The 18,497-nt window shown below is 69.9% G+C and carries 21 protein-coding genes; 8 read left to right on the top strand and 13 right to left on the bottom strand.

The window, feature by feature from the left end; translation table 11 throughout:
- From QM633_RS08090 to QM633_RS08115, 6 genes are all read left to right on the top strand, one after another.
- Positions 1 to 681, top strand: a 681-nt coding sequence (locus QM633_RS08090) for a Fe-S-containing protein (RefSeq protein WP_415153235.1), incomplete at its 5' end; no start/stop codon positions are given.
- Entirely contained in the window at positions 681 to 1,958 is a 1,278-nt protein-coding gene (locus QM633_RS08095) for an ABC transporter permease (RefSeq protein WP_415153236.1), read from the top strand. The genes QM633_RS08090 and QM633_RS08095, both read left to right, overlap by 1 nt.
- Positions 1,959 to 1,960: 2 nt before the next feature.
- A complete protein-coding gene (locus QM633_RS08100; RefSeq protein ID WP_415153237.1) occupies positions 1,961 to 3,103 on the top strand; it encodes an ABC transporter permease in 1,143 nt (380 codons plus the stop codon).
- A 1-nt stretch (position 3,104) separates the two neighbouring features.
- Complete coding sequence (locus QM633_RS08105; RefSeq protein WP_415153238.1) at positions 3,105 to 3,824, top strand: ABC transporter ATP-binding protein; 720 nt, start codon at positions 3,105 to 3,107, stop codon at positions 3,822 to 3,824.
- Positions 3,824 to 4,261 carry an FMN-binding protein gene (locus QM633_RS08110; RefSeq protein WP_415153239.1) on the top strand — a complete coding sequence of 146 codons (438 nt, stop codon included), beginning with the start codon at positions 3,824 to 3,826 and terminating at the stop codon, positions 4,259 to 4,261. The genes QM633_RS08105 and QM633_RS08110 overlap by 1 nt, the downstream gene beginning before the upstream one ends.
- A complete protein-coding gene (locus tag QM633_RS08115) occupies positions 4,261 to 5,211 on the top strand; it encodes an FAD:protein FMN transferase (RefSeq protein WP_415153240.1) in 951 nt (316 codons plus the stop codon). The genes QM633_RS08110 and QM633_RS08115 overlap by 1 nt, the downstream gene beginning before the upstream one ends.
- Positions 5,212 to 5,410: 199 nt before the next feature.
- Here the strand turns inward: QM633_RS08115 and QM633_RS08120 are convergent, their stop codons facing one another.
- Positions 5,411 to 5,674 carry a DUF1905 domain-containing protein gene (locus tag QM633_RS08120; protein WP_415153241.1) on the bottom strand — a complete coding sequence of 88 codons (264 nt, stop codon included), beginning with the start codon at positions 5,672 to 5,674 and terminating at the stop codon, positions 5,411 to 5,413.
- Positions 5,671 to 5,811, bottom strand: coding sequence for a hypothetical protein (locus QM633_RS08125; RefSeq protein WP_415153242.1), 141 nt, complete (start codon positions 5,809 to 5,811; stop codon positions 5,671 to 5,673). The genes QM633_RS08120 and QM633_RS08125 overlap by 4 nt, the downstream gene beginning before the upstream one ends.
- A gap of 49 nt (positions 5,812 to 5,860) precedes the next feature.
- Here QM633_RS08125 and QM633_RS08130 point away from each other — a divergent pair, with 49 nt between their 5' ends.
- Positions 5,861 to 6,526: a TetR/AcrR family transcriptional regulator gene (locus QM633_RS08130; RefSeq protein WP_415153243.1), complete on the top strand. Its 666-nt coding sequence runs from the start codon at positions 5,861 to 5,863 to the stop codon at positions 6,524 to 6,526.
- 258 nt (positions 6,527 to 6,784) lie between these two features.
- Here the strand turns inward: QM633_RS08130 and QM633_RS08135 are convergent, their stop codons facing one another.
- From QM633_RS08135 to QM633_RS08145, 3 genes are all read right to left on the bottom strand, one after another.
- A complete protein-coding gene (locus QM633_RS08135) occupies positions 6,785 to 8,869 on the bottom strand; it encodes a heavy metal translocating P-type ATPase (protein WP_415153244.1) in 2,085 nt (694 codons plus the stop codon).
- Positions 8,870 to 9,107: 238 nt separating this feature from the next.
- A complete protein-coding gene (locus QM633_RS08140) occupies positions 9,108 to 9,902 on the bottom strand; it encodes an SRPBCC family protein (RefSeq protein WP_415153245.1) in 795 nt (264 codons plus the stop codon).
- Positions 9,899 to 10,477 (bottom strand): ArsR/SmtB family transcription factor, encoded by a 579-nt coding sequence (locus QM633_RS08145; protein WP_415153246.1) that lies wholly within the window; start codon positions 10,475 to 10,477, stop codon positions 9,899 to 9,901. Before QM633_RS08145 ends, QM633_RS08140 begins: the two co-directional genes overlap by 4 nt.
- A gap of 213 nt (positions 10,478 to 10,690) precedes the next feature.
- On the opposite strand from QM633_RS08145, the gene QM633_RS08150 reads away from it, so the two are divergent.
- Complete coding sequence (locus tag QM633_RS08150; protein ID WP_415153247.1) at positions 10,691 to 11,119, top strand: acyl-CoA thioesterase; 429 nt, start codon at positions 10,691 to 10,693, stop codon at positions 11,117 to 11,119.
- 218 nt (positions 11,120 to 11,337) lie between these two features.
- Here the strand turns inward: QM633_RS08150 and QM633_RS08155 are convergent, their stop codons facing one another.
- From QM633_RS08155 to QM633_RS08190, 8 genes are read right to left on the bottom strand one after another with little or no spacing between them, the layout of a single operon-like run.
- Entirely contained in the window at positions 11,338 to 12,222 is an 885-nt protein-coding gene (locus QM633_RS08155) for an HAD-IIA family hydrolase (RefSeq protein ID WP_415153248.1), read from the bottom strand.
- A 5-nt stretch (positions 12,223 to 12,227) separates the two neighbouring features.
- Complete coding sequence (locus QM633_RS08160) at positions 12,228 to 13,574, bottom strand: sn-glycerol-1-phosphate dehydrogenase (RefSeq protein ID WP_415153249.1); 1,347 nt, start codon at positions 13,572 to 13,574, stop codon at positions 12,228 to 12,230.
- Positions 13,571 to 13,870, bottom strand: a complete 300-nt coding sequence (locus QM633_RS08165) for an HPr family phosphocarrier protein (RefSeq protein WP_415153250.1) — start codon at positions 13,868 to 13,870, stop codon at positions 13,571 to 13,573. The genes QM633_RS08160 and QM633_RS08165 overlap by 4 nt, the downstream gene beginning before the upstream one ends.
- Positions 13,867 to 14,235 (bottom strand): PTS glucitol/sorbitol transporter subunit IIA, encoded by a 369-nt coding sequence (locus QM633_RS08170; RefSeq protein ID WP_415153251.1) that lies wholly within the window; start codon positions 14,233 to 14,235, stop codon positions 13,867 to 13,869. The genes QM633_RS08165 and QM633_RS08170 overlap by 4 nt, the downstream gene beginning before the upstream one ends.
- A 37-nt stretch (positions 14,236 to 14,272) precedes the next feature.
- A complete protein-coding gene (locus tag QM633_RS08175; RefSeq protein ID WP_415153252.1) occupies positions 14,273 to 15,292 on the bottom strand; it encodes a PTS glucitol/sorbitol transporter subunit IIB in 1,020 nt (339 codons plus the stop codon).
- Positions 15,289 to 15,882, bottom strand: a complete 594-nt coding sequence (locus tag QM633_RS08180) for a PTS glucitol/sorbitol transporter subunit IIC (protein ID WP_415153253.1) — start codon at positions 15,880 to 15,882, stop codon at positions 15,289 to 15,291. Before QM633_RS08180 ends, QM633_RS08175 begins: the two co-directional genes overlap by 4 nt.
- A gap of 54 nt (positions 15,883 to 15,936) precedes the next feature.
- On the bottom strand, positions 15,937 to 16,485 hold the full coding sequence (locus tag QM633_RS08185; RefSeq protein WP_415153254.1) for a transcriptional regulator GutM: 549 nt from the start codon (positions 16,483 to 16,485) through the stop codon (positions 15,937 to 15,939).
- On the bottom strand, positions 16,485 to 18,374 hold the full coding sequence (locus QM633_RS08190) for a BglG family transcription antiterminator (protein ID WP_415153255.1): 1,890 nt from the start codon (positions 18,372 to 18,374) through the stop codon (positions 16,485 to 16,487). The genes QM633_RS08185 and QM633_RS08190 overlap by 1 nt, the downstream gene beginning before the upstream one ends.
- Positions 18,375 to 18,497: the final 123 nt, after the last annotated feature.

The following is an 18,497-nucleotide window of genomic DNA, read 5'->3' on the forward strand; positions in this document are numbered from 1 at the left end:
CCGCTGTACCAGCAGTTCGCCTCGGCGAAGCTCGTCCCGCGCAACTCGCTGAACTTCAACACACTGCTGTGGATCGAGCGGAACAGCGTGGTGATCCTGCTCGTGCAGACCGCTCTGGCCGTCCTGCCCGCCGTGGTCGCGCTCGCCCGTCGGACCCGGGCGGTGGCGCCGGACGCGTCCGCGGCCGAGCGCCGGCTGGTCAGGGCCGCCACGTTGTCGCGGCGCCGCTTCCTCGTCGTCTCGGGGGGCGCCGCCGTGCTGCTGGGCGCGACCTACACCGTAGGCAAGCAGCTGGCGGAAGCCGTCCCCGAGTTGTCGCCGATCGAGCCGTCGGTGGTGAACGGCGAACGGGTCGAGGTCGAGTTGAGTGCGGTGAGCGACGGCCACCTGCACCGGTTCGCCCATGCGACCGCGAACGGCGTCGAGGTGAGGTTCATCGTGATCCAGAAGAACTCCGTGGCCTTCGGCACCGGCCTCGACGCCTGCGAGATCTGCGGGCCGAGCGGCTACTACGAACGCGAGGGCAAGGTGGTCTGTCGCAAGTGCGACGTCGTGATGAACGTCCAGACGATCGGGTTCTCCGGCGGCTGCAACCCGATCCCGCTCGCCTACGAGCTGGACGGCGGCCGGATCTGCTTCGCCATCTCCGAGCTGGACCAACACGAGAAGGTGTTCGACTGATGTTCGCCAGGATGATCCTGCGGGCGCTGCGCCGCCAGCCGGCCAAGAAGCTGATGATCGCCCTGACGATCTGCCTCGGCGCGGCCCTGACGACGTCGATGCTGGCGGTGATGCTCGACATCGGCGACAAGGTGAAGCAGGAGTTGAGCTCCTACGGCGCCAACATCGAGGTCACGCCCAAGGGTTCCTCCGTGGTCTCCGACACCTACCAGACCGACGGCTCGGCGGCAGGGGCGCTGAAGGAGTCCGAGCTGCCCCGGCTGAAGACCATCTTCTGGGCCAACAACCTGGAGGACTTCGCGCCCTACCTCACCGTGGCGGTCGAGGACCCCTCCGGGGACGGCGCCTCCCTCTCGCTGGTGGGGACCTGGTTCGACCACACGCTCGACGTGCCGGACGGGGGCACCGTCGAGACGGGCCTGTCCAGGCTCAGGGCCTGGTGGGAGGTCGAGGGGGTCTGGGCAGCCGACAGTGGACCGGCCGAGTTGATGGTGGGGCGTGCCGTCGCCGACGCTCGGGGCTGGAAGGTCGGGGACGCCGTGGCGCTGTCGACCGCCCGCCGCAGCGTGCAGGCGAGGGTCGCGGCGATCTTCACCGGCGGCGACGACGAGGACGAGCTGGTGTACGCGCCGCTGGCGCTCGCCCAGGAGCTCGCCGGGCGATCCGGGGAACTCGACCGGGTGGAGGTGCGGGCCATCACCACTCCGGAGAACGAGCTGTCCCAGCGTGCCGAGCGGGATCCGACCAGCCTGTCCGCGGCGGACTGGGAGACCTGGTACTGCACGGCCTACGTCTCCTCCATCTCCTACCAGATCGAGGAGACCCTGACCGACTCGGTGGCCAAGCCGGTGCGTCAGATCGCCGACACCGAAGGGGTGATCCTGGACAAGACGCAACTGATCATGACCCTGATCGCCGTCCTGGCCATGGTCGGCGCCGCCCTGGGCATCGCCAACCTCGTCACGGCGAGCGTGATGGAGCGCTCGGCCGAGATCGGCCTGCTGAAGGCGATCGGCGCGCGCAACGGGGCGGTCGTCGCGCTCGTGCTCGGCGAGATGCTGGTGGTGGGCTTCGTCGGCGGCCTGGTCGGGTTCGGCCTCGGCCTCGGCCTGGCTCAGGTGATCGGGCAGTGGGTGTTCTCCTCCTGGATCATCCTGCGGCCGATGGTGTTGCCGGTGATGGCGGCCCTGGTCACCTCGATGATCCTGCTCGGCTGCCTGCCGTCCCTGCGGGCGCTGGCCAGACTGCAGCCCTCCGACGTCCTGCACGGGAAGTAGCCATGAACCGCCCCCGCATGTACCTGCGCATGATCGGCAAGTCCTTCGTGCACCGGCTCTCCCGGGTCCTGATCGCGTCCCTCTCGATCGTGGTCGGTGCGACGACACTGTCCGCGCTGGGGATCGTCACCTTCACCGTTCCGGAGCAGATCGCCCGGCAGCTGCGCTCCTACGGCGCGAACCTGGTGGTCTCGCCGGCCGGCGCGGAGGAGTTGCGCGCCGCCGACGGCGAACGGATCGACGCCGCGCTGGCCGATCACGGCGTGCAGGTGGTGGGGCACGCCGCCTACCGCCAGGAGAATCTGCTCTACAACCAGCAGCCGATCTCCGTGCTGGCCACCGACTTCGCGCTGGCGAGCGCGATGCGTCCCTACTGGAGCATCGAGGGGACGCTGCCCGCGGCGGGCGATGAGGTACTCCTGGGCCGCGATCTGGCGACCCGCTACGGCCTGGCGGCGGGCGACCGGATCTCGGTGAGGAGCAGGACCGACGACGGCACCGACAGCGCTGCCACAGCCCTGGTCATCTCGGGGGTGCTCCGAACCGGCGGCTCGGAGGACGGCGAACTGCTGATGGGTCTGGACCAACTGGAGAGCATCAGGCCCTCGGGCGGCCGGCTGGACATGATCGAGTACTCGCTGCTCGCCGAGGAGCCCGAACTCAGCCGGTTCGCCACGGTGATCGACCAGACCAGCGCCGTCGCCCACGCGCAGGTCGTCCAGCGCATCACCAAGTCGGAGTCGGGTGTGCTGGCCACGCTGCGCACCCTGATCTGGATCGTGAGCATCGTCGTGGGGGCGCTGACCCTGATCAGTGTCTCGACCACCATGAACGCCGTGGTGAGCGAACGGGCCACCGAGCTGGCACTGAAGAAGGCGCTGGGCGCCTCCAGCCGCGGGATCGTCGGGGAGTTCTTCGGCGAGAGCGTGGTCCTGGGGCTGTTCGGCGGCCTGATCGGCGCGCTGGGCGGCATCGCGGTCGGCGCGCTGGTGACCCAGGAGGTGTTCAACCTGAACCTGGACGCTGCCTGGTGGGTGGTTCCGGTCACCATGGTGATCTCCGCCGCGGTCAGCGGCGCGGGCAGTTTCGTGACCGCGAGCCGGATCACGAACATCGATCCGGCCCTCGTGCTGGGAGGAGAGTGAGATGGCGGGCAACGCAATCTACGAGTTGAGTGGGGTCAGCCGGGTCTACGGGGACGTGGCCGCGCTGGCGGAGGCGTCCCTGACGATCCGCCAGGGGGAGTGGCTGTCGGTCGTGGGCCCCTCCGGCTCGGGCAAGACCACCCTGATGAACATCCTGGGCTGCATGGACACGCCCACCTCCGGGACGATCCTGCTGGACGGGGAGCGGCTCGACCGCCAGGGCGAGCGGGAACTCGCCGTCATCCGGCGCCGCCGGATCGGGCTCATCTTCCAGAAGTTCCACCTGATCAAGCACCTGACCGCGCTGGAGAACGTCATGGTCGCCCAGTACTACCACTCCATGCCTGACGAGAACGAGGCGCGTGAGGCGCTGGAGAGGGTCGGAATGGGGGCGCGGGCCGGCCACCTGCCCAGGCAGATGTCCGGCGGCGAGCAACAGCGCGTGTGCGTCGCGCGGGCCCTGATCAACTCGCCCTCGGTAGTGCTCGCCGACGAGCCCACCGGCAACCTGGACGAGGCGAACGAGCAGATCGTCCTCGACCTGTTCCACCAGTTGCACGACGAGGGCACCACGCTGATCGTCGTCACCCACGACGCCACCGTCGCCGCTCAGGGCCAGCGGCAGGTGATCCTGAGGCACGGCCGGATCGACCAGGTCGTGGAGACCGACGACTACCGCCGGGCCTTCGGAGCCGCCGCCGTGGACGGGCAGGTGGCGTGATGGGTCCGGCGAACCGGCGGCTGCTGGCGCTCGCAGCCGCGGTCGGACTGGCGGCCTTCACCGGGTGCGCCCAGAGCCTGAGGGCGGCCGACTATCCCGACGGCCGCTACACGGGGTCGAGCGCCGCCGCCGACGACGGCGCGATCGGAACCGTCGAGTTCACGATCAGCGGGGGCCTGGTCACCGCGGCGAGCTTCGTGGTCCGCGACGCCGACGGCACCGCCCACGACGAGAGCTACGGCCTGTCGAAGGCGACCGGCGAGCCGGTGGACGAGGCGTTCTACCAGCGGGCCCAGGCGGCGGTCGCGGCGGAGAAGCAGTACGTCACGCAGTTCGCCGAAGTCGGTGACGCCGACCAGGTGGACGTCATCGCCGGTGCGTCGCTGTCCCACACCCAGTTCGTCGAAGCGGTCACCGACGCGCTGAGCAAGGGCTGATGGACCCCACGACACGAGTCGACCCCGCCGCGGCGACGGCGGACTCCTGGTGGTCGGGCACGGCGATGGCGACCACGGCCCAGCTGTGCGTTGCCGGCGCAACGGTGGCCCCCGAGGCGTTCGCTGCCGCCGGCCGGTTGCTGCGGGAGATCGAGCGGGAGCTGTCCAGGTTCCTGCCGACCAGCGATGTCGGCCGGCTCAATGCCAGCAACGGCGACTGGATCCGGGTCGGACGCCACCTGCGTCCGGTGGTCGAGGCCGCCGAGCGCGCCCGCCTCCTGACCGGCGGCGCCTTTGACGCGATCACCGGTCCCGCGAGCGCCGCCGCCAGTCCTCGCGTCCGCTTCAGCCAACGCGACGGACGAACCTACGCCCGGCTGGACCCGCACGCCCGGCTCGACCTCGGCGGCATCGCGAAGGGGTACGCCGCGGACCTCGTCTGCGAACAGTTCGCCGATGCGCCGGGGGTGCTCGCCGCTCTCGGAACCTCGTCGATCTCGGTACGCGGGCAGCCGTCGACGCGACCGTCGTGGCGGATCGCGCTGCGCTCGCCCTGGCTCGAACCCACCGAATCGCTCGGATACCTGGAGGTCGGCGGCGGAGCGCTGTCGATCTCCGGGGTCAGTGGCGCCCGGATCGGCGATGGACCGGTCGTCCCCGCCCATGTTGTCGACCCCCGAACCGGACGGCCTCCCCGAACCGACCTCTGTACCGTCGGCGTGCTCGCCGGTGACGGGATGACCGCAGAAGCCTGGTCGACCGCGTTTCTGGTCCTCGGTGCGCAGAAGACCCTCGACCTGTGCCGAGAACACCACCTCGACGCGCTGCTACTCACCGCGGGCGGGGAGATCCGTGCCACTCCGCGCCTCGCCGACTCGATCCGGCTGCGCAGCGGCGTCGCCCGCACCATGGCCCATCTACGGTGGGCGTCATCTCGACGTCGCCGGTGAACCGCGACGGCCCCGTGGGTGCAGCCTCAGGCGACCTCGCGAGGTCGGCATTCACGCGGTGACGGCTGCCGCGACGGATCCGCGGGCCCGACCAGCCGGGGGTCGTGGTGACCATGGGTGCAGGGCCGAGCGAGCCGAACGGGGTGATCTCGGGTCCGTCCGGGCGGGGCTCCTGCGAGGACAGGCGGGTCGTGGTGCGTCAGCGGTCCGGGTCGACGGTCAACTCGACCTCGATCTCGTCACCGGCGCCGCGTCCGGTGTGCCTGCGCGTCTCGGCATTGAAGGAGACGAGGTAGCGGCCGCCCATCACACCGATCGTGGTCGTGTAGCGGTAGTCGCCGTCGATCGTGACGACGACCGGCACGCGCTTGCCCCTGCCGAAGCCCAGCACCACCTCCTCGGGAACGACGATGCCGACATTGTTGCCCCCGGTCGCTTCGAGGACGGTGCGGAAGACGGTCATGCGGGCTCCTGCTGCTCGGGACGTTCGGCGAGGACCGGGTGTGGCACCAGGCCGTGGAGACGGACGCAGGTCGGCCAGCCGAGCAGGCTGCGCGTGATCGCGGCGGCACGGTCGAACGTGGACGAATCTCGGGACACGGGCATCATTCTGACCCTATAGAACTGGACTGTCCAGTACTATCCGGAGATGGACGAGACACCCGGGCGTCCCGCCGCCGGGCGCACGGCGCGGAAACGTGAAGCGATCCTGACCGCCGCGACCGGGCTGTTCCTGCGCAACGGCTTCCATGGCACGAGCATGGACGAGGTCGCCAGCCTCGCCCAGGTGTCGAAGCAGACCGTCTACAAGCAGTTCGCCGACAAGGAAGCCCTGTTCCGCGAGATCGTCGAAGGCGTCACCGGAAACTCCGATGCCGTGGTCGATCTCGTCACGACAGCATTCGGCAAGGCCCCCGCCACGAGCCGTGCCGACCTCGAGGAACGGCTGCGCGCCGTCGCGCGCGCCCACCTCGACGCGGTCCTCCGCCCGGAGGTGCTGTCCCTGCGCCGGCTCATCATCGCCGAGGCGGAGCAGTTCCCCGACCTCGCCCGCCGCTACTACGAGCAAGCTCCCTCGCGCGGTGTCGACGTCGTCGCGGACTGCCTACGGACCTATGTCGACGCAGGCCTCGTGGACGCCGACGACCTCCGTCTGGCCGCCGGGCATTTCGCGTACCTCGCCCTGGCCGCCGTCCAGGATCGCGCGCTGTTCATCCCCACCGAACTGCCCGACCGGAAGGAGCGGGACCGCATCGCGGCGGCGGCGGCGCGCGCGTTCCTCGCCGCCCACGGCACGAACCGCACCGAAGGCTGAACACGCCACGAAGGAGCGCTCGTCGTGTTCCTTCGCGCACGACAGGCTGATCCGCTCCTGGGCCCACCCACCTGCCCACCGTCGCCGGATCGACCGGCCCCGACCGAGCACGGCGCACCACGAGCATCGGAGGGATCGGCGCTGCCGCGCCGGGGAAAGCCCGGCCGGCACCGAGCTCGCCCGTGAGCGACCAGACACCCGTTCCCGTCCGCCGGAGGCACCCGCGGCGGGTCGACCGCGAGCGGGTGAAGGCTGTCGTCAGCTCGCGATGCCGAGGCGGTCCGGGCGCAGGTCGAGCCGGCGCAGCCACTGGGCGTTGAGCGCGACCACGACCGTGGAGAGCGACATCAGCAACGCACCGACCTCCATCGGCATCGTGAACCCGATCGGCGCCAGCACTCCCGCGGCCAGCGGGACCGACACCAGGTTGTACCCGGCCGCCCACCACAGGTTCTGCAGCATCTTGCGGTAGCTGGCCCTGGACAGCTCGATCACCGACACCACCGTGCGGGGGTCGTCGCCGGCCAGCACCACCCCTGCGGAGGCGATCGCCACGTCGGTGCCCGCGCCGATCGCCAGCCCGACGTCGGCCTGCGCGAGCGCGGGGGCGTCGTTGACGCCGTCCCCGACCATCGCGACGCGCTCACCGCCCGACTGGAGTTCGGCGATCCTCGCGGCCTTGTCCTTCGGCTGGACCTCGGCAAGGACGGTGTCGATGCCGAGCTGCGCGGCGACCCTGTCGGCCACCTCCCGGGCGTCGCCGGTGATCATGCCGACCGTCAGCCCGCGCGCGTGCAGGGCGGCGAGGGTGGCGGCCGATTCGGGACGGACCTCGTCGGCGAGACTGAGGGCGCCAACCACCGTGCCCCCGCGCAGCACGAACAGCCGGGTGAGCCCGGCCGAGCCGGCCGCGGACGTGCCGAACGGATCGGGAAGGCCGTGCTCGGCCAGCAGCCTCGGCCCGCCGACCTGGACCTCGGTTCCGTCCACGCTGGCCGCGACCCCGAGTGCCGGCTGGGAGCTGAACCCGGTCGACACGGGCACCGGGAGCCGCCGGTGGTCGGCGGCGTGGACGATCGCGCGCGCCAGCGGGTGCTCGCTGTCGGACTCCGCAGCCGCGGCGAGGGCCAGCACCTCGTCACCGGACAGGCCGGTGCCCGGAACGGTGTCGATCCGTGCCACCGCCGGCCGGCCCCTGGTCAGGGTGCCGGTCTTGTCGAACACCACCGTGGTCACCACCCGCATCGATTCCAGCGCCAGCCGGTCCTTCACCAGCACGCCGGCGCGCGCCGCCCGTTCGGTGGAGATCGCCACCACGAGCGGGATCGCCAGCCCGAGCGCGTGCGGGCAGGCGATCACCAGCACGGTGATCACCCTGGCCACCGCCTGCTCCGGCTGCCCGAGCAGCGACCACGCCAGCCCGGTCAGCGCCGCCGCGGCGAGGGCGTACCAGAACAGCCATCCCGCCGCACGGTCGGCCAGCCGTTGCGCCCGCGAACTCGAGGCCTGCGCCTGCTCCACCAGCGTGCGAATCCCGGCCAGGACCGTGTCCTCACCGGTCGCGGTCACCTCGATCCGCAACCCCGAGTCCGTGCTCACCGTTCCCGCCGTCACCGGGTCGCCCGTGCTCCGGTGTACCGTGCGGGACTCGCCGGTCACCATGGACTCGTCCAGCTCCGCCGCACCCTGCAGGATCCTGCCGTCGGCCGGAACGCTGCCACCCGGACGCACCAGCACCACGTCGCCCGGTACCAGCCTGGCCGGCGGCACCTGCTCCACCGCGTCACCGCGGACCACCTCGGCCATGTCCGGCAACAGTGCGGCCAGCGAGTCGAGTGCGTTGGTGGTCTGGGCCAGGGACCGCATCTCGAGCCAGTGCCCCAGCAGCATGATCACGATCAGCAGCGCCAGTTCCCACCAGAACTCCAGGGAGTGATCCAGCAGGTCCAGCGTCGCTCCCCAGCTGGCCAGGAAGGCCACCGTGATCGCCAACCCGATCAGCAGCATCATTCCCGGACGCCGCGCGCGCAGCTCCGCGAACCCGCCGGCCAGGAAGGGCGCCCCGCCCCACACGTAGATGACCGTGCCCAGGACAGGGGAGGCCCACGCCAGGCCGGACGGAACCTCGTAGCCGGCCAGCATCCCGAACATCGGTGACAACCCCACCACGGGAATCGCGAGCACCAGCATCACCCAGAACAGCCGCCGGAACCGCGTCACGTGATCGCCATGCCCCGCGTGATCGCCGTGGCCCTCGTGGGAGCCTCCGCCGTGGTCGGTGTGGCCGGCCGTCGTGGAATGGTCGGCGCCGCGGCCCTGCGGGTGGTGGCCGGCACCAGCCATCGGTGCCTGCTCCGTGCCGTGCATCTCGCTTGCGGCGTGCTTCGCCTCGTGCCCTGTCAAGATTCGCCTCCCGAACCGCATACCCATGGGGGGTATATCGGCTCAACAATTCAGCGACCCGCTGGCATTCCCTTCACCGCGGAGACGATCGCAGTCTGGGATCAGGGTGGCGTCCCGGAAGGGGCCTGGTGGATCCGTGACCCGGTCGCCGGGCACCGGCCACCCGCCGTCGACCGCGTCAGCCAGCGCCCAGGGTGAGGTCGTCCAGCCATGCCTGCCAGGCCGGCGTCGCGCGTCGCACGTAGTCGGCCGCGGCTGGCGAGAACAGGTAGGCGCGCACGCCGACCGTGGTCGCCGCGTCGCCCTCGTCGAACACGAAGATGCTCAGCATCCCGGGAACCGGAGCGGTGAGCCGGACGAGCGCCTGCCGCTCGCCGACGACCTCGACCGTCCCGGTGGCGTCGTGCAGGCCAACCGTCCTGCCCTCGTCGCCCAGCCCGAGCGTGTCGCGCAGGGCCGACCAGAGCGTCGCGGCGTCGCCGGCGTGGGAGGCCGCCACCTCCAGCTGGGTGGCTTCCTGGCCGGGGAAGTGCGCCAGGTAGAGGCGCAGGTTGTCGAAGAACGGCATCCAGCTCGTGCCCATGTCATCCCAGAACTCCGACTCCCAGGCGGCGCCGGTCCCGAACCCGCTGCTCGTGACGTGCACGACGCAGGTCCCGCCCGACCGCGCCTCGACCAGGAACTCCGACGTCAGCGGGCTGAGGGCGTCCGGGTCCTTTCCCATCAGGGCGGCCCAGTCCTCCTCGTAGACGAGGCGTCGCGGTGGCTCCCAGCCGGTGACGTGGCCGTCGGAGCCCATCTCGGGGCCCATCGAGAAGTGCAGGGATCCGCCTTCGCGCTCCTCGATCTCGGTCGGCAGGAACCAGGCGCTCATCCCCTTCGCGGTGGCGATGGCCTGCCAGACCTGTTCAGGAGTGCCGGGCACCTCGACGCTGAACTCGAGGCGGTAACCGAGGGTGGGTGTCGTGCTCATGGTTCCTCCACGGGTATGGGGTGGGCGGCGACGACCAGCCGGTGCGGGCGTCCATCGCTGTGGTGGTAGCGAGCGGCCAGGTCGAGCACGGCCGAGGTCAGGTCGTCGGCGAAGGCGGCGCGGTCGGCCGCCGAGCGGAAGCCGATCGTCGTGTCGATCGCGAGCGTCGGCAGTCGCTTGCCGGAGGCGCCGGCCCGGCGCGCCAGGCCGCCGACCTCGCGCACGATCCGGCCGGCCAGCGCGACGAGATAGCCCGCCGACAGGTGATCCGGGTTGGCGTCGGGGCTGGCCGCCGAGGGGTTGACGGCCGCCGGCGACACGACATAGGACGCCGCGGACGCCTGAAGGACGCGCTCGGTGATGCCGCCGTGCCGGCGTTCCTCGGACAGCTGCACCAGGCCGTGCGTCTCCAACGCCCTGAGGTGGTAGTTGACCTTCTGGCGGGGGATGCCGACCCGGGCGGCGAGCCCGGCTGCTGAGGCCGGCACGACCAGTTCGCCGAGCAGACGGGCCCGGACCGGATCCAGAGCCACGGCGGCAGTCGCTGCGCTCTCGATGACCTCGACATCCTGCATGCGCCCAGCCTTCCTCTGACAAGAAATATTGTCAATGGTCACTGCTGCGGGTGCGGCGCGCCGCCGCGGGCCGGCATCCGTCTCGCGCACTCCGGTACGCCCAGGTCCTGGCCGGTCGGCGAGGCTCCGGCGAAACCGGACGCGGCCGGGGGGCGCGATGGCAGCGGGCTACGCTCGAACGTCCCCGGAACCGGAAAGGGCCGCAAGGAACGTATGGAACCCACAGGAGACGCCCGCGAACCGCACGGCATGATGGTGCTGCGCACGCTGGCGATGCCAGGGGACACCAATCCGTGGGGCGACGTCTTCGGCGGATGGCTGCTCTCGCAGATGGACATCGCGGCCGGGCTGATGGCCGGCGAGGTCGCCCAGGGCCGGTCCGCCACCGTCTCGGTGCAGGGCGTCGTGTTCCACAGTCCGGTCGCCGTCGGCCAGGCCATTTGCATCTATGCCGACCTCGTGCGGGTCGGCCGCAGCTCGATGGAGATCGCTCTCGAGGTCTGGGCAAGGGACCTCGTGCACCTCTACGAGCCGGATCGCGCCTTTGTCGCCGAAGCCGTCTTCCACTATGTCGCCGTCGACGCCGAGGGGCGGCCGCGCCCGGTCCCCGAGAACCCCGCCTTCCGCGTCCGCAACGACTGAACGACGCCGTTCGGAGGCGATCCGGAGGCTCGCCGTGGCTGGACGGGCGACCCCCGCCTCGCGCGGACGCCACTGCCAGCCTCTACTTTCTCCCGCGCCGGTCCAGGGCCGGTCGGCCTGCCGCGAAGGTGGCGGGCCTGAACTCCGGTCAGGGTGCGTCTTCCGGCACTCCGTCCATTCCAGGCGCAGGCAGACCCCGTCAAGGGGCTGGGAGGCGTTCAGCCGCGGTGGTCTCGCTCTCGTCCCCAGATGTCGGGCGGGACCAGTTGGTCGAGGGTCTCCAGGACGTAGTGGGGTCGTTGCCTGGGCGGCAGGTCGGTCGCGTCGGCGAGGGTGCTGTCCCCGGTGAGGACGAGCGCAGTGTTCATGCCGGCATTGCGTCCCATGGCGATGTCGGTGGCGAGCCGGTCGCCGACCATCATTGTGCGTTCGGGGGCGACGTCGTAGCCGTCGAGCGCTTCGGCGACCATGAGCGGGTCGGGCTTGCCGAAGTTCGCCGTGCAGGTGACCTCTGTGCAGGCCTCGATGGCGGCGACGATCGCCGCGCAGTCGGGTTCGCCGCGGCCGCCGGGGAAAGGGCAGTACCGGTCGGGGTTGGTCTGGACGAGGATCGCCCGCTTGTGGAACCACAGCGCGTCGAAGGCGATCTGGAGCTTGCGGTAGTCGAAGCCGCGGTCGTAGGAGGCCAGCACGATGTCGATCTCCGCAGGATTGTCACTGAGCCGGATCCCGGCGTCGCTGAGGGCCGTCACCAGAGGGAGCTCGGCGATCGGGAAGACCACGGCGTCCGGGTGGTGTGAACGGAGCCAGCGAACCGTCGTGACGATGGTGTTGGCGATATCGTCCAGCGGAGTGGGCAGGCCGAGGGCGTCGAGCTTGGCCTGGTACTGGTGGGGGTCCTTGGTCGGGTTGTTCGACAGGAACCGCACCGGGATGTGGAGCTCCCGCAGCAGACCGATGGTCTCGGCGACGCCAGGCAGGAGGTGGTCGCCGAGATAGATGGTGCCGTCGAGGTCGAAGACGTAGGCGTCGAAGAGCCGGTCCGGGCGGGCGTTCTCGTTGAGGTCGGGGCACAGGGGCGCCGTCCTGCTCCAGGTGGCCATCGCCGTCAGCTCCACAGCCCGCCGGCGGCGAACACGTCGTCGACGAGTTCGTCGAACCAGCCGGCCTCGCGGGCGAGGTCGAGCACGGTGTAGCGGGAACGGTAGTACATGGCCTTGGGGAAGGTCGCCTTGACGTCGGCGGCAGTGAGCCCGATGTCCTCGGGGACGGCGGGGGCCCCGGCATCACGGAGCATCCGCTGCAGTGTCCGGGCGGGGACCAGCTGCTTCTCCAGGCGCGGCCGCAACTCGGCCCAGTGGCCGACGAAGGTGCCGAGCCGTTGTCGCAGGCCGGCCCGGTCGACGTACTTGACGTGGGTCTCAGCGGTGGCGTGGTCGGCGAGTGCACCCTGGAAGCGGGCACGGATGTCGGCCTCCACCTCCTCCCAGGGCGCCCAGGCGGCGACGGCCGCGTCGATGTCGAGGCTGGTCAGGTCGCGGGCGAGGAAGCACTCGTAGAAGGCGCTCATGGCGAGGGTGCCGATGGCGACCTTGTGGCCGTGGGACAGCGGCGGGTCCTGGTCGGCGCCGAGGTGGGCGAGCTCCCACAGGTGGCTGAAGTAGTGCTCGGCGCCGGAGGCCGGACGGGTGCCGCGATAGACCTGCATGGCGAGCCCGGACAGGACCAGGCCGGAGACCAGGCCGGCGTAGGCATCGGGGTTGCCCGCGGCGAGTTCCCTGGGCTGGGAGAGGGCCTCGGTGACGCCGCTCTGGACGAGTTCCCACGCCAACGGGTCGATCGGGTCCAGCCCGACCGCGTCGGACAGGATCCAGTCCGCGCCGGCCGGAATCTTGGCCGAGAGGTCGCCGTAGCCGGAGGCGACCATGCCGGGCGGGGCGGCCGCGGCGACGTCGAGGTCGAACAGGACGACGGCCGGGGCCGGGCACGGCATGGTGACCTTGACGCCGTCAGAGCTCATCGGGGCGCCGAACCCGGAGTAGCCGTCCATCGAGGCGGCAGTGCCGACCACGGCGTAGGGCTGTTCGAGGTCGCCGGAGGCGAGCTTGACCAGGTCGTTGATCGTGCCGGAGCCGACCGCCACCCCCAGCGCGCCGGCGGCACGGAGGCGCTCACGGATCGCTTCGCTGTTCTCCAGGGCGGCATACAGCACCGGGTGGCCGGGGAAGACCAGCGGTTCGGCCACCTCCACCCCTGCCGCGTCGAGGGCGGCATGGACGGCCCGGCCGGCCGCGTTCCAGGTCCGCTCGTCCGCGACGACCAGGGCAGGGCGTCCGGTGCTGAACAGGGTCTCGGCCAGGACGGTGCCGGAGCGGGCGAGTACGCCGCGTCCGACGTCCACGAGTCGGGTGTCACTGGCCTGTGCCAGGCCACGGGCGAGGAGGTCGACGGTCATTGTGGGTCCTTCGGTGTGCGCGAACGGAGGTCGGGGGTGGGGGTGGGTCCGGCGAGGTAGCCGACGAGTGCGCTGAGGGCTTCGGCCTCGTCGATACCGTCGGCGAAGACGGTGACGGGGGTTCCGCGGGCGATGCCGAGCGCGAGCACGGCGACCGGTTGGCCGGCGCTGGCGGTGCGCCCGTCGTGGCGCAGGTAGAGGCTGCTGGCGAAGCTGTGTGCCAGACTCGCCAACTCCTGCGCCACGAGGGCGTGGATCCCCCCGGGATGGGTGACGAAGACGTCGCGGCTGATCACGCCGCCTCGATCGTGAGCACGCTCCCGATCGTGATCTCGGGTGCCGGGCCTTCGCAACGGATGTGGATGGCACCGGCCATCCTGGGCTCGGTGTCGCCGTCGATGTTGACGGTGATGTGGCCCAGTGATTCCAGGTTGCGTTGGGCCACGTCGCCGACGGCGGTGATCGGGAAGGATCGACCGTCCACGGTGAACTGCTGTCCGGGAGTCACCTCTGCTGTCGCGGGGTTGACCTCGACGATGTAGCAGAACTCGCGGAGGGCCTCGGGAGCGCTGGTCCCGAAGGTGACGAACATTCCCTCCGCCATGAAGGCCTCGGCCATGGGCCCGGCGTCGTGCACCGTGGTCCGGTAGATCTCAGTCATCGTCATGCTCCTTCTGTGTTGCTGCCTCGGAGGTGGATCAGGCGGCGTACAGGCCAATGCTGGCCGCCCAGGCGACGGCGACGCGGGGGACGCCGTTGAGGAAGCGGGAGTAGAGGACCGCGGGGACGCCGACCTCGACCGTCTCCGGTTCGGCTTCGGCCAGGCCGAGCCCGACCGGGATGAAGTCGCACGCGTTCTGGGTGTTGATGGCGAACAGGGCCGGGAGGGCGAGGCTCGGAGCGATCGACCCCTTGCCGATCTCGACTCCGATCAGGGTGCCGATGATCTGTCCGATGACGGCGCCCGGGCCCAGCAGCGGGGACAGGAACGGGATCGAGCAGATGAAGCCCAGGACGAGCAGCCCCCATCCGGAGCCGGCCAGAGGGGTCAGGAAGGCGGTGAACCATTCGCCGAACCCGGAGGCCTTGATCACGCCGATCAGCATCGCGATGAACGCCATGAACGGCAGGATCGTGCCGATCATGGTCTGGATGCCGTCGCGGCCCGCCTGGAAGAGGACGGCGACGACGCGGCCGGCGCCCAGGCCGATCTTGACCAGCAGTGACTTATTCTTCTGCTCAGCGAGTGTCTGGGAGATCTTCTTGTCGGAGGTGTACCTGGGGCCCTCGTCCTGCGCGGCGGACACCGGCCTGCCAGCCGGTGCCGCCGCGACCTGTGCAGGGTCGGCCGCGTGGATCTGCGCCGCGCCCACCGCGGAGACGTAGATGGACTCGTTGATGAACTGGGCCAGCGGGCCGGTCTTGCCGGTGGGCATCACATTGATCGTCGGGATGCCCTTCTTGGGGTAGATCCCGCACCGCAGGGTTCCTCCGCAGTCGATCACGGCCGCGGCGATCTGCTCATCGGGAACCGAGGTGGCGAAACCGTTGACCGCCTCGGCGCCGGTCAGCTCGCACAGCCGGTCGACGACGTCGGGCTTGGCGCCGCCGCCGACGATGTAGACGATCTTGTTGCGCTCGGCGGTGGGGGTGATCGTGAGCGGGCCGCCATAGCCGCCCTTGCCGCGCTCGACGACGGCGGACTGGTATTCGGTCATGCTGAGACCTCCATCTTCAGGGTGGAACTGAGGGTGACGCCCTGCTGCTTGGCGACCCACGGGGTGATGAAGTCGGTTGCCCAGCCGCCGAGGAAGTTCATGACGATGCCGACCAGCATGTAGCGGATGGCGAGCGGAGTGGGATCCAGGCCGAGGGTGGTGATGCCGCTGGCGATGCCCAGCCAGATGAACAGCTCACCGGCGTTGATGTGCGGGAAGACGCCGTTGCTGGTGTGGCAGAACTGGGCTGCGCTGGCGTAGTAGCTGGGCTTGTACTTCTCGGGCAGGAAGCGTCCCAGGGACAGTGCCATCGGGTTGGCGAGCATGAATGCTCCCAGGAACGGCAGAATCAGGTACCTGCTGATCGGGTTGCCTCCGGCCTTGACCGCGAACCGGTTGATCCGGTCCTCCCCGATCAGCTGGATCAGCGCGTTCATCGCGACGAGCAGCATCAGCACCGTCGGGACGAACCCCAGGCCGGTGACTTTGCCGTCGGCGTCGACCGAGACGACCGTCCAGCTGATGAAAACCTCACCGCCGGCTTTGAACAGCCCGTAGAACCAGGTGGCTGCCTGGACGAAGAAGTCCATGTCCTTGCTCCTTTCGAAAATGCGGAAACTATCGGTCGGGCCCTGAATGTGGTCCTACCGGGGCTGGGGGATCCTGATCCGCTGCGTCCCCGGCACGGCGGGCTCGGTGGCGCCGGACGCGGCGGCTTCGGCGAGCACGAGCGAGACCGGCGGCGTCTTCGGCGGACGGCCGACCAGGCGGCGCAGGCCGTCGGCGATCTGGGACAGCGGGCCTCCGGGCTCGGGGGGTGTCTGCCCGCTGACCCAGGAGAGGTAGTTGTCGCGAGCGTTGTCGACGGCGAGCCGGACGCTCCTGGTGAACCGCCGGTCCTTCATCGCCGCGATTTCGGCGAGGCGCTGCCCGTCGAACTCGGGGAAGGGACGGAACCGGGCAAGAACGGTGACACCGGTGAGCCGGGTGCCCTCGACGATCGCTCCGTTGTCGTCGAGGAGGAACATGACGATCGCCCCGGTGGTGAGCAGGCCCTTCTTCTTGCCGATGGCGACCCGGCCCCGGCGCCGCAGCGTGGTGTAGGCGGTGGTGTAGTTCCTGGACTGCATCAGCGCGAGCACCACGTTGGTCACGTAGACGAGCGCGAAGCAGATGGCGGCGAACCAGAACATCAATGCCTCCCTTGGTTGGTTGCCTCGGTGTAGTCCTCCATGAGGTAGAAGAACTGGATGTAGCTGTTGAGTCGTGACACCTTCCGAACCAGGAGGGGGTCCTGGCTGAGCCGGATGATCTCGTCGTAGACACGGAGCAGGATCCGGTCGTCGTAGTCGGTCTTCGCCGGCACGGCCATGACGAAGATGATCCGCAGCCCGTCCTCGGCGTCACCTCGCGGGATCACTCCCATGACGCAGGCAACGCCGTGAACACCGGGGTCGCTGGCGTGCGGGAACGCGACCTCGACGCTGATCTGCATCGGGCCAAGCGCCTCGCGCTCGGCCAAGGCGGTGCGGAACGCGTCCTTCACCATTCCCAACGAGTGCAGGCGATCGACGAGCAGTTCGAGACCGTCGGAGTAGCTGGTGTCGCTGGGCAGCTGAAGGAAACGCTCATCGTCGAGCAGGGAGACCAGCATCGACCCGGACTCGCCGCTGAGCGCCAGTGGGCCGTGATGTGCGAATCGCATCGCACTCAGCTTGCGGATCAGCTCACCACGGTCGAAGACCTGCGACAACTCCAGGGTGGGCACGTCGAGCCGCAGCTGGGTACCGGGAGTCGTCACCACCAGGTCGACCTCCGCGAGGCTGTCCGGCCCCGAACTGGCCGGCAGCAGCGAGTAGGCGGTGTCCTGCGGAAGCACCTTCGACAGCTGGGCACGGATCAGCCGAGCTGCTCCCGGACCCTGGCCGGTCAGGATCGCCACCGCGAAGGGACGGTGCTGGCGCGCCACGTGATCCTCGAGGAAGACCTGGAAGTAGGTGGTGGCCAGAGCGAGTTCGGCATCGTCCATGACCAGTCCGGTGTCCTCGGCGATCACGTCACGGGCGACTTCGGCCATGCGCCCAGCCACCGGGAATCGCCCACGCAACTCGGCCTCGTCGACCGTGCGGTCCACATGGAGCGAGTAGCGCAGCCGATTGAGCATGTAGGTCACGTGGTGGGAGAACTCAACCACCAACTCCGACGGCTCCACACCGAAATCCAGGCTCATCGTGTCGCGGATCCGGTCGAAGATCCGTTCCACCACACCGTCCACGTCCGTCGGTGCGCTCGGCCCGGGAAGGAGGTTCGACACGGTGGGCGTACGCCGTCCGGCAGCCGGCAGGGCGAGGAAGACGATCTCGGCGGCGGGGATCACCTCGTTGATCAGCGGGGCCACCCTCGCCGCGAGCGTCGTGGCGTAGGCGTGGGCGTGTGATCCCTGGATGTCGGAGTAGGCAGGGGGGACATCGACCAGCCGGTGCCCATTCACGATACGGTCCAGCATGACGGTGAACCAGCGAAGCAGCGTTGCTCGCAGACCCTCGTCGAAATGGTACTCGTCGGCGACAGCATTGAATGCTGTCTCCAGCTCGATCCCGATCGGAAAGCTCTCATAGGCGACGCCGTACGCGTGCCGGAGAATGAGGACCCGGATTTCCCACTCCGGCCCAATGAGCTGCAGTCCAACATGAGTGCGGCCCTCGATCGACACCTCCGAACCGCTGAGCAGCTCGCGAAGGTGCGCAAGGTCGCTGCTCACGGTGCTGCGTCCGACCGTCATCTCGGCCGCGAGCTCTTCGGTGCGAAGCGGGGCGTCGCTACGGGCGAGCCTGGCCAGGATGAACGCCGCGCGACGTTCCGGATCGCTGAACGAGGCACGCTCGCCCGTGATCCGGTCGCGGGCCTCGCGGAAGGCGGCGGCATCCACGACCAGCAGCCGGTAGCGCCCGTCCGCCAGACGGATCGAAGCCGCCCTGCCCAACGCCTGGTTGAGGGCGGCCACCTCGGTGGCGACCGTTCGCTCGCCGACGCCCAACCGGCGAGCCAGCGACTCCGGCGCAGCGGACAGGGAAGTCTCCAACTGAATCAGAATGGTTGCCGCCCGCTGCATTTACCTCCCCCTTCGTTGACGGGAACTGCGCCTGCCCAGAAACCTAGCTGGCGCCGCCCCGGTGGGGGAGGGCGGAATCGTCCACTGTCTTTC

The organism is Propionicimonas sp., assembly GCF_047606205.1.
GTDB lineage: Bacteria > Actinomycetota > Actinomycetes > Propionibacteriales > Propionibacteriaceae > Propionicimonas.

Excerpts from the sequence above, each read along its gene's own strand:
- QM633_RS08095 (WP_415153236.1), top strand. The coding sequence starts at position 681 with ATGTTCGCCAGGATGATCCTGCGGGCGCTGCGCCGCCAGCCGGCCAAG.
- QM633_RS08100 (WP_415153237.1), top strand. The coding sequence starts at position 1,961 with ATGAACCGCCCCCGCATGTACCTGCGCATGATCGGCAAGTCCTTCGTG.
- QM633_RS08105 (WP_415153238.1), top strand. The coding sequence starts at position 3,105 with ATGGCGGGCAACGCAATCTACGAGTTGAGTGGGGTCAGCCGGGTCTAC.
- QM633_RS08110 (WP_415153239.1), top strand. The coding sequence starts at position 3,824 with ATGGGTCCGGCGAACCGGCGGCTGCTGGCGCTCGCAGCCGCGGTCGGA.
- QM633_RS08115 (WP_415153240.1), top strand. The coding sequence starts at position 4,261 with ATGGACCCCACGACACGAGTCGACCCCGCCGCGGCGACGGCGGACTCC.
- QM633_RS08120 (WP_415153241.1), bottom strand. The coding sequence starts at position 5,674 with ATGACCGTCTTCCGCACCGTCCTCGAAGCGACCGGGGGCAACAATGTC.
- QM633_RS08130 (WP_415153243.1), top strand. The coding sequence starts at position 5,861 with ATGGACGAGACACCCGGGCGTCCCGCCGCCGGGCGCACGGCGCGGAAA.
- QM633_RS08135 (WP_415153244.1), bottom strand. The coding sequence starts at position 8,869 with ATGGCTGGTGCCGGCCACCACCCGCAGGGCCGCGGCGCCGACCATTCC.
- QM633_RS08140 (WP_415153245.1), bottom strand. The coding sequence starts at position 9,902 with ATGAGCACGACACCCACCCTCGGTTACCGCCTCGAGTTCAGCGTCGAG.
- QM633_RS08145 (WP_415153246.1), bottom strand. The coding sequence starts at position 10,477 with ATGCAGGATGTCGAGGTCATCGAGAGCGCAGCGACTGCCGCCGTGGCT.
- QM633_RS08150 (WP_415153247.1), top strand. The coding sequence starts at position 10,691 with ATGGAACCCACAGGAGACGCCCGCGAACCGCACGGCATGATGGTGCTG.
- QM633_RS08155 (WP_415153248.1), bottom strand. The coding sequence starts at position 12,222 with ATGGCCACCTGGAGCAGGACGGCGCCCCTGTGCCCCGACCTCAACGAG.
- QM633_RS08160 (WP_415153249.1), bottom strand. The coding sequence starts at position 13,574 with ATGACCGTCGACCTCCTCGCCCGTGGCCTGGCACAGGCCAGTGACACC.
- QM633_RS08170 (WP_415153251.1), bottom strand. The coding sequence starts at position 14,235 with ATGACTGAGATCTACCGGACCACGGTGCACGACGCCGGGCCCATGGCC.
- QM633_RS08175 (WP_415153252.1), bottom strand. The coding sequence starts at position 15,292 with ATGACCGAATACCAGTCCGCCGTCGTCGAGCGCGGCAAGGGCGGCTAT.
- QM633_RS08180 (WP_415153253.1), bottom strand. The coding sequence starts at position 15,882 with ATGGACTTCTTCGTCCAGGCAGCCACCTGGTTCTACGGGCTGTTCAAA.
- QM633_RS08185 (WP_415153254.1), bottom strand. The coding sequence starts at position 16,485 with ATGTTCTGGTTCGCCGCCATCTGCTTCGCGCTCGTCTACGTGACCAAC.